This window comes from Helicobacter sp. T3_23-1059 (assembly GCF_053654515.1).
Genome location: NZ_JBSIUV010000018.1, coordinates 43,976 through 51,408, shown reverse-complemented (window position 1 = coordinate 51,408; position 7,433 = coordinate 43,976). Strand labels below are relative to the sequence as shown.

Annotated in this window: 4 protein-coding genes and 2 pseudogenes; all 6 read left to right on the top strand. The window is 40.9% G+C overall.

What is annotated here, in order from left to right; genetic code table 11:
* On the top strand, positions 1–906 hold a 906-nt coding region (locus ACWIX0_RS06785), incomplete at its 5' end, for an MBOAT family O-acyltransferase (protein WP_454173048.1).
* Between the two features lie 11 nt (positions 907–917).
* Positions 918–2,543: a hypothetical protein gene (locus ACWIX0_RS06780; RefSeq protein WP_454173046.1), complete on the top strand. Its 1,626-nt coding sequence runs from the start codon at positions 918–920 to the stop codon at positions 2,541–2,543.
* A 57-nt stretch (positions 2,544–2,600) separates the two neighbouring features.
* Entirely contained in the window at positions 2,601–2,849 is a 249-nt protein-coding gene (locus ACWIX0_RS06775) for a hypothetical protein (RefSeq protein WP_454173044.1), read from the top strand.
* Positions 2,839–3,108, top strand: a complete 270-nt coding sequence (locus ACWIX0_RS06770) for a type II toxin-antitoxin system RelE family toxin (RefSeq protein WP_454173043.1) — start codon at positions 2,839–2,841, stop codon at positions 3,106–3,108. The genes ACWIX0_RS06775 and ACWIX0_RS06770 overlap by 11 nt, the downstream gene beginning before the upstream one ends.
* A 524-nt stretch (positions 3,109–3,632) precedes the next feature.
* A pseudogene (gene carB / locus ACWIX0_RS06765) lies at positions 3,633–5,273 on the top strand (carbamoyl-phosphate synthase large subunit); the annotation flags it as partial.
* A 234-nt stretch (positions 5,274–5,507) separates the two neighbouring features.
* Positions 5,508–7,154: pseudogene (gene carB, locus ACWIX0_RS06760) on the top strand (carbamoyl-phosphate synthase large subunit); the annotation flags it as partial.
* Between the last annotated feature and the right edge of the window lie 279 nt (positions 7,155–7,433).

The following is a 7,433-nucleotide window of genomic DNA, read 5'->3' as shown; positions in this document are numbered from 1 at the left end:
CATTTAAACATATTAGAATCTTGGGCGACTTCGCTATCTTACACATTTCAACATTATTTTGATTTCAGTGGATACGCAGATATGGCAATAGGATTAGGGTTAATGTTTGGGATAATGTTGCCTTGTAATTTTAATTCTCCATACAAAGCCTTAAATATCGCAGAATTTTGGCGCAGGTGGCATATCACTTTGGGTAGATTTCTAAAAGAATGCGTGTATATCCCGCTAGGTGGTAGTCGTGTTGGCAAGATTCTAAATTTGCGTAATCTCTTTATTGTATTTTTTTTAAGCGGTATTTGGCACGGCGCAGGGTGGGGATTTGTGATATATGGGATTTTGCACGGCATCGCAATTATAATATATAAAATCTATGGTTGGATTTATAAAAGTTTGGATAAAGCAAATATATTTTTACGATTTATGCAAACAGGTTTTTATGTTTTTTTATGTTGGTTTATTACATTTAACTTTGTAAATATAACTCGAATATTTTTTAGGGCAGATAGTCCAAGCGGAGCGGTAAATCTACTCAAAGGTATGTTTGGGATTGTGTGGGTGGATTTGCCACAAAAATGGAGCAAAATTTGTGGAAATCTAAACGCCCAACTAGCCCAAACAGGACAAAATAGCGTTGGGACAAATGAAATCATTATTTGGATTTTATGTGCGTTTATCGTGTGCCTTGCGTGTAAAAATAGCTTTGAAATGCTAAAAAATTTCGACACCAAAATCCTAAAATTTAGCATTTCAGCGCGAATTTTTGGCAAAAAGATTTGGCTAAAAGGTGGCGCGGTATTCACGCGATTTGCGCTCACTCTTGCGCTGTTTTATGTAAGCATTTGGATAATGGTGCAAAATCTACTTAATGCAAATACATATCAAGCATTTATTTATTTTAATTTTTAGGGAGGTTTAGCGTGAAAAAAGATGATTTTAGCCCGTCATTGAGAGATGAATCGCAAGATTTGTCGAAGCAATCAAAGGATTCCCCCTCCCTTGCGAAAGACACCCCACCCCAAACCCCTCGGCTAAGGGGGGCTTACATAACTTCCCCCTCCCTTGCGGAGGGGGATACAGGGGGTGGGTTAAAAGTGCAAAAAAATGTTAGCGCACAATTTTTAAATAATAAATCTACCCACCCCCTAACCCCCTCCGCAAGGGAGGGGGTAGATTTGGGATTGCCCTCCGCAATGGATGGGGGACAAAATGTAAAAATCTCCGCAAGGGAGGGGGAACAAGAGATTGGCAACTCTGCAAGGGATGGGGAATTTTTGAAGTTGCTATCAGCAATGGAGGGGGAATTTTTGGATTCAAACTTTGCAAGGGAGGGGGGACAGGTTAGCAAGCCTCGCAATGACGATAAAAACTACAAAAATTTCTCCATTTTCTTTGCGATAATCTTATGCGTGGCGTGTTTTATAAGCGCGTTGCTTGGGATTTTGCTTTATATTTATGACCCATTTATGCTATTTCATAAGCCGTATTTTCGCGCTACGACTTACCATAGCGATATGCGACTTCAAGCAAAGGGCATTATTGATAATGTGGATTTTGATAGTGTGATTTTAGGCACTTCGATTTTGGAGAACACTTCGGCAAAAGAAACAGGGCAAAAGCTAGGTGGTAAGTGGGTAAATCTAAGTCTAGCAGGCAGTGATTTTAACGAGCGCAAAATCGTATTTGAATACGCAATAAAGCACAAAGATATTAAACATATCTTATTTTCTATTGATGGTTTTATTTTACGAAATGGCGATAGAGAAAACTTTGATTCTTGGCGTATTGATTTAAAAATCTATACAGACGGTTTATTTTGGCAAAAATATAAGCGATATTTGGATAAAAAATTCATTCGTTGTGCTAGAAAATGGAGCAAAGATAAGGATTGTGTGGGCGATAAAAAAGATTTAGAAACATTAACGCAAGATGAATATCGCTCATCTAAAAAGCATTTTGGCGGATTTGCAAATTGGAGTGAGTGGCAAAAAAATGAAGCCATAAAGCAATATAATGAATATGTAAAAAATGATTTTCATCCAAAAAGTGATGAAACAAAACGGCTAGATTTTGAGGGACAAAAAGCATATCTGCAAGAAACTATCCTAAAAATGATTAGGCAAAATCCGCAAGTAAAATTTAGCCTTATTTTCCCCCCGCATTTAAGAGTTTATTATGCGCTTTTTCCATTTAGTCAAGCACATCACAAAGGAATAAATGGCAAAGAAATATTTGCTGAAACAAGGGCGATTTTAAAGTGGCTAGTGGCAGAAGTTGCGAATCTAAAAAACGCTAAAATCTATGGATTTGATGATTTAGATTATGCGGATAATATCGCAAATTATATTGACCACGAGCATTATTGGTTTGATATGAATCAAATGCAACTTGATGCAATCGCAAATGGGACGCACATTTTAACGCCCCAAAATATCGATAAATATTTAGCCACAATGGAATCTAAAATCAAAAACTACGATTTAGCCCCACTTATCGCCGAAATCAAACAATGGGAAGCGCAAAGCAAGGAATATTTAGCTCAATAAAGCGCGTTTTTAGGATTTTTGGGTAAAATGTCGCATTTTTATTTTAAAGGACAAAAAATGACTACGATTTTGACACTAGAAAACCCTAGCGATGAGCTTTTGAGGGCATTTAAAAATATGGCAAAAGCCGCAAATGTCAAATGCAAAATAGGCAAAAAATCAAAAGAACCAAAATACTACACGCTAGAGGACGCCCCTGCGATACGAAAAATCACAAGAGATTTTGAAGCATTGCCAAAAAATAAGCAAGATGAGATTAGAGCGGAGCTAGAAGCTGAATTAGCAGGATATGCTAATGGAAATTAGGCTATCAAATCAAGCCGATAAGTTTTTGGATAAGCAATACAAAGGCGACCCAAATGGAATCCACTTGGTGCGACTATTTATCAATGAGAAATTACCACAAGCGACAAATTCCACTGCCTTGCCAAACTGCAAGAAAATGCAAGGGACTAAAGATTTGTGGCGGTGGCGCGTGAGTAACTATCGAATCATAGGGCGCGTAAAAAATGCCGAGCTAATCATTGAAATTATCAAAATCTCAACGCGTGAGGGCGCGTATTAAGCGAATCTAGCAAATAAGCCTTGTTGCTGACTATTTAAGAAATGGCTTAGAAATGGGCTTTGTAAGCGGATTTTGGTGCGAATATAGCGCTTTGAATCTATCGCTATACATTGTCGTATTTGTCCTTTATTTGTCATTAAGATTGTGAAGTAAAATGTAAAAATATAAAAGCAATGGTAGCAAAATCGATTTTTTTAATGTGAATGTTTAAACAAATTTAATCTATTTTATATTTGCTACATTGTTAGCATTAGTAGGACTTGTTGAAATTTTAGCTTTTTTTATTATCCAAAATCCCTCACAAAAGCAGATTTTTCAAAGATTTTACATTTGTTGTTTTTCTATGATTTTAGATAAGTTTTTGATAGATTCGCGCAAAATCTAAAGGCTTTTTAAGCACATTTTGTATAAAATGCTGAAATTTTGCTTAAAAATTGAATCAAGCAATAAAGCAAACGCACAAGCGTTAAAAGCAAGCAATACAAGCATAAATGCCATATTGCAAGCACATTAAAAGGACTCAAATGCCACAACGCACCGACATTAAAACTATCTTACTCATCGGCTCTGGACCCATTGTCATCGGGCAGGCGTGCGAGTTTGACTACTCTGGCACACAAGCAGCAAAGACGCTTAAAAATTTAGGCTACCGCGTAGTGCTGATAAACTCAAACCCCGCTACGATTATGACAGACCCTGACTTTGCCCACCGCACTTATATCGAGCCTATCACGCAAGAAGTTATCGCAAATATCATAAAAGCCGAAAACATAGACGCGATACTGCCTACTATGGGCGGGCAAACCGCGCTCAATGTCGCAATGGAAATGTATGAAAGCGGAGCGTTGGAGGGCGTGAAGTTTCTCGGTGCAAACCCTAGCGCAATCAAAAAAGGTGAGGATAGGCAGGCGTTTAAAGAAGCTATGCTAAAAATCGGTATGGATTTGCCAAAGAGCCATTACGCCTACACGATTGATGAGGCAGAGCTTGCAGCACAAAGCATTGGATTCCCGCTTATTATCCGTGCGAGCTACACGCTAGCAGGCGGTGGCAGTGGCGTGGCGTATAATATCGAGGAGTTTAAGGCATTGGCAAAAGCGGGGCTAGAAGCAAGCCCGATAAATGAAATCTTAATCGAAGAAAGTCTTTTGGGGTGGAAAGAATACGAAATGGAGGTAATCCGCGATAAAAATGACAACTGCATCATCGTGTGTAGCATCGAGAATCTCGACCCTATGGGCGTGCATACGGGGGATTCTATCACGATTGCCCCTGCGCTCACGCTCACTGATAAAGAATATCAGCGAATGCGCGATGCGTCTTTTAAGATTTTGCGTGAAATCGGCGTGGATACTGGCGGGAGCAATGTGCAGTTTGCCATAAATCCGCAAAATGGGCGAATGACGGTAATTGAAATGAATCCGCGTGTCTCGCGTAGTTCGGCACTTGCGAGCAAGGCGACAGGCTACCCCATAGCCAAAGTGGCTACAATGCTAGCCGTTGGATTTAGCTTAGATGAGATTACAAACGACATCACAGGCACGCCTGCGAGCTTTGAGCCTAGCATTGATTATATCGTTACCAAAATCCCGCGCTTTACTTTTGAGAAATTCCCGCTCGCAGATTCTAGCCTCACTACTTCGATGAAGTCTATCGGCGAGGTGATGGCGATTGGCGGGAGTTTCAAAGAGAGTTTGCAAAAGGCGTTGTGTAGCTTGGAGAATGGATTTTGCGGGCTAGATAGTATGACGAGCGATATTGAGCTAGCAAAAAAAGAAACACGCAGGGCAAATGCAAATCGAATCCTGTATGTGGCAGATTGCTTTCGGCTGGGGCTTAGTGTCGATGAAGTCGCGGAGCTTAGCAAAATCGATAAGTGGTTTTTGCACCAAATCTATGAGTTAGTGGAGGCTGAAAGGAGCGTGAGTAGCAAGATTTTGCGTGATGAGGGGGCTATGCGCACTCTCAAATCACAGGGCTTTAGCGATAAGGCGTTGGCTAGGCGTTTAGCACAAAATGAGGGCGTGGAGATAAGTGAGGGCGAAATCTACACGGCTAGAGTGGCGATGGGCGTGGTAGCGAGATATGAGGAGGTGGATACTTGTGCGGCGGAGTTTGAGGCACTCACGCCTTACTTATATTCAACGATTCCTGTGAATCCTTTAAGCAATTCGCTCCGTGGTAATCATTCCGTTGTAGATTCTGCAAATGCAGAATCTAGCTCTACAAACGACAGCGTGGAATTTCAGGATTCTGAATCTAATGTGCCACTAAAAATTAGAGCAACAAATGGGCGCAGTATTTTGGAGGAAAAATCGGGGTTGTGTAGCCACGAGCGAGGAAATAAGACTAAAGCGTCTATTGACGAAGCGAGTGGCAAACTCCACGATTTTTACCCAAAAGACAAGCCCAACACAAAAAAAGTCTTAATCATAGGTGGTGGTCCAAATCGCATCGGACAGGGCATCGAATTTGACTACTGCTGCGTGCATTCTAGCTTCGCGCTCAAAGATTTGGGCGTGCAAAGCATAATGTATAACTGCAATCCTGAGACTGTGAGCACGGATTATGACACAAGCGACACGCTTTATTTTGAGCCTATCGACTTTGAGCGCGTGAGGGCGGTGATAGAGAGGGAAAATCCAAATGGCATAATCGTGCATTTTGGGGGGCAAACGCCACTAAAACTCGCTAAAAATCTCACCACCATCGGTGCGAATATCATCGGCACAAAGGCTTCTGTCATCGACACCGCAGAGGATAGAGAGAAGTTTGCCGCATTTGCCAAAAAACTTAAACTTAACCAACCTCAAAATGGTATCGCGTATAAAAAAGAGGAAGCGTATGAAATCGCGCGAAATATCGGCTATCCTGTGCTTGTGCGCCCTAGCTATGTGCTAGGTGGGCGCGCTATGCGTATCGTGCAAAGCGATGATGAGCTAAAAACCTATATGGACGAGGCGGTAAGAGTGAGTGAATCTAGCCCCGTGCTTGTGGATAAATTTTTAGACCACGCCACCGAGCTTGATGTCGATGCGATTTGCGATGGGGAGGAAGTCTATATCGGGGGGACTATGCAGCATATCGAGGAAGCAGGCGTGCATAGCGGGGATAGCACAAGTGTCTTGCCTAGCATAAATATCGATGAGAAAATGCTTGCAACCATTCGCACCACCACTGAAAAAATCGCCATAGAGTTAGGAATCATAGGCTTATTAAACATTCAATACGCAATCCACCAAAATACGCTTTATATCATTGAGGTAAATCCCCGCGCTTCACGCACCGTGCCTTTTGTCAGCAAAGCCACGGGGGTTCCACTTGCCAAAGTCGCCACACGCGTAATGTGGAATCACGCGCAAAATAACACAAATCAAAATCCTGTGCAAAAAGGCACTCTTAAAGAAGCATTGAAATTTTATGATAGCTTTAATCGCATTGATTTTAGCGCAAAGCCACTTTGCCACAAGGCATTAAAACATATCGCTGTGAAAGAATCTGTGTTTCCATTTAGCAAACTAAGCGGGGCGGATTTGATTTTGGGACCAGAGATGAAAAGCACGGGCGAGGTTATGGGGATTTCGCGCAATTTTGGGATTAGCTTTGCTAAGGCGCAAAATGCGAGCAAAAATACTCTGCCAAAAGGGGGCAAGATTTTTATCTCGCTTGCTGATTGTGATAAGCAGTTTGCACTTAGCGTGGCTAGGGCTTTTGTAGAGTTAGGGTTTAGCGTGTGCGCGACAAGCGGGACGCACAAGATTTTGCAATCTAAGCAAATCCCATCTAGCTGTGTGCTAAAAATAAGCGAGGGGCGTCCAAATATCAAAGATCTCATCACAAATAAAGAAATCGCCCTAGCGATAAACACAAGCGATGGTGCTCAAAGCAGCAATGATGCAAAATCTATCCGCAGAGAAGTGCTAAAAAACTCGATTCCATATTTTACCACCATAGCCGCTGCCCTAGCTGCCGCACAATCCATAAAAGAAATCCAAAAACAAGATAGCAATATCCCAAAACCTTTGCAAGAATTTATGCAAGATTAGGGCGATTTTAGCGTCATAAAAAAGTATAAAACGCTAGCAATATGGCGCAATAAACTTTGATTTAGCGTTTAATAAAGTATGGTTTATTGTTTTTAAGTTTTTTATTAAGTATTGCATTTACTTTTTTTTTTAGAATGCTGACTTTAAAATTTTGTAAAGGAGCATTGTGATGAGAAGTTTTACTATCGCTAAACGAGACATAAAAGATGAGGTTGTATTTTATTATTGCTTCAAAAACTGCTCTGTTAATGGCAACTAATCATAACTAGCAACTCTTAA